The sequence below is a fragment of the Methylobacterium sp. J-070 genome, assembly GCF_022829385.1.
GTDB lineage: Bacteria > Pseudomonadota > Alphaproteobacteria > Rhizobiales > Beijerinckiaceae > Methylobacterium.
Window position 1 is genome coordinate 1 of sequence record NZ_JAKSXX010000111.1, and the last position, 1,956, is coordinate 1,956.

General features: G+C 64.2%; 3 protein-coding genes. 2 read left to right on the forward strand and 1 reads right to left on the reverse strand.

Annotated elements, in window-relative coordinates; translation table 11 throughout:
* On the forward strand, positions 1–208 hold a 208-nt coding region (locus MKL01_RS08855; protein ID WP_243904850.1), incomplete at its 5' end, for a hypothetical protein.
* A 37-nt stretch (positions 209–245) separates the two neighbouring features.
* Entirely contained in the window at positions 246–1,316 is a 1,071-nt protein-coding gene (locus MKL01_RS08860) for a fatty acid desaturase (protein ID WP_409566223.1), read from the forward strand.
* Positions 1,317–1,356: 40 nt separating this feature from the next.
* Here the strand turns inward: MKL01_RS08860 and MKL01_RS08865 are convergent, their stop codons facing one another.
* Complete coding sequence (locus MKL01_RS08865; protein ID WP_243904852.1) at positions 1,357–1,605, reverse strand: hypothetical protein; 249 nt, start codon at positions 1,603–1,605, stop codon at positions 1,357–1,359.
* Between the last annotated feature and the right edge of the window lie 351 nt (positions 1,606–1,956).

Genomic DNA, 1,956 nt, shown 5'->3' on the forward strand with positions numbered 1-1,956 from the left:
GGCAGGACGTCAGATGGGGCCGGCGGAGACGGCGCTGCGCGCATCGTGCACGGCCGACTATCGCCGTCTTTGCCCCGAGTCTGGCGATGATACCTCCGCAGTTGAAGCCTGCTTCCGACGGAAGATCGGCCAGATATCCCCTGGGTGCCAGGACGCCGCAGCCGAGTTCGGCGAGCAAGCCAAGGCCGAGCGGGCTACCAGCCGCTGACACAGGGCGGTCTGGAGATGCGAGGGCTACGATGCCGATGCCTGTAGCTCCCGAGCACGGCGAAGCCCTCCCGGTGTACGTCGCTCGCCACCCGGCGGGCGAGGCCGCCTCTTGCGCTCGCGACATCGCCCGTCACTGCGCCGCCTACCGCGCGCCGATCGTCCGTAGCGCGCTGTTCCAGCTCGCGAATACCGGGCTGCCCTACCTCGCCCTATGCGCCGCCATGATCGTGGGTGCCACGACCGGCTACGGGTGGGTCGTCCCGCCTCTGAGCGTTCTGGCAGGCGGCTTGCTCGTGCGCCTGTTCATCATCCAACACGATTGTGGGCACGGCTCGTTCCTGCCCAGTCACGCCCTCAACGACGGTGTCGGTCGCGCCCTCAGCCTGCTGACGCTGACCCCCTACGACAGCTGGAAACGAGCCCACGCCCTCCACCACGCCTCGGCGGGCGACCTCAGCCGGCGCGGCATCGGAGATATCACGACCCTAACGGTGCGCGAGTACCTCGCTCTGCCGCGGTGGGGACGGCTGCGCTACAGGCTGTACCGCAACCCGTTCCTGCTCATTGGGCTAGGCTCGCCGCTCAATTTCCTCCTGCTGCAGCGCATGCCTTTCGGAGTTGGGCTGCCTTGGCGCAGCACGTGGCGAGATGTGGTCGCGCTCGACCTGGCACTGGTGGCAGTAGTCTCAGCGCTCGCCCTGGCGGTAGGGCTCGGCCCCGTCCTGGCAGCCCTGCTGCCGACCGTATGCGTGGCGGCCTGGATCGGGGGCTGGTTGTTCTACGTTCAGCACCAGTACGAAAATACGGTCTGGGAGGACGCAGACAATTGGAACCATCACGGCGCAGCCCTGGGTGGTAGCTCGTACTACGTCCTACCGGCCGTGTTGCAGTGGTTCACCGGCAACGTTGGGCTGCACCACGTCCACCACCTCAACAGTCGTATCCCGAACTATCGTCTCCAGGCCTGCATTGATGGGCACGCGACCCTCGGGACGGTAAGCCGCCTGACCCTGCGCGAGAGCGTGCGCTGCCTCAGACTCGCGCTGTGGGACGAGGACGTGCGCCGGCTCGTCGAATTTCCGCGGGCCGGCAGCGGTCTGGTGTGATCTCCGAATTACGAGTTAGGCTTGCGGTCAGGGTTCGGGTTCAAGCATCCCTCAGGCGCTTGATATTGAGGGCGACATGCTCGCGGTAGCGGGCGATGACGGTTTCAGGCGAGCCGCCGAACATCAGCGTCGTCATCGCCTCGCCCGCAGCATGCACCTTCTCGGTCACCATCGACTGCATCTCGGCCCGGCCCTCGCGGCCACCCCAGGCGAGACGAACCAGCCGCAACTCGATCACCCGCTGAGCTTCGATCACGAGCATGAACGAAGAGAAAAACGGATTGTACATTAGACCTCCGCGCCGACCGGATGCGGCGCCAACTTAACAGGATCCGGGGCTATAAAGATCCCGGTATAAACATTTGTTGGATTTTCGATGCCGATGGATTTCTCTCAATTATCCTTGAGGTCGCAGGCCAGAACTTTCAGTCATCGCATATGTTCCTCATTACGCTCGCAATGGCGCGGGTGAGCGAGGTTTATGAGTGTCAGAGCACACCTCTGGGCAGGATAGCCGCCAGGGTAAGCGCGGCAGACCGGCCCTCTACGTCCTGATTGTCAGTGTCGGCTTGATGCTGACATCTGCGGTCGGACTGATGATCTGGCAGGGCGCGAATTCACCGCCCGACTATGCCAGCCA

What these genes read in the sequence shown, in the direction of transcription:
- MKL01_RS08860 (WP_409566223.1), top strand. Translation starts at nt 246, where the DNA reads ATGCCTGTAGCTCCCGAGCACGGCGAAGCCCTCCCGGTGTACGTCGCT.
- MKL01_RS08865 (WP_243904852.1), bottom strand. Translation starts at nt 1,605, where the DNA reads ATGTACAATCCGTTTTTCTCTTCGTTCATGCTCGTGATCGAAGCTCAG.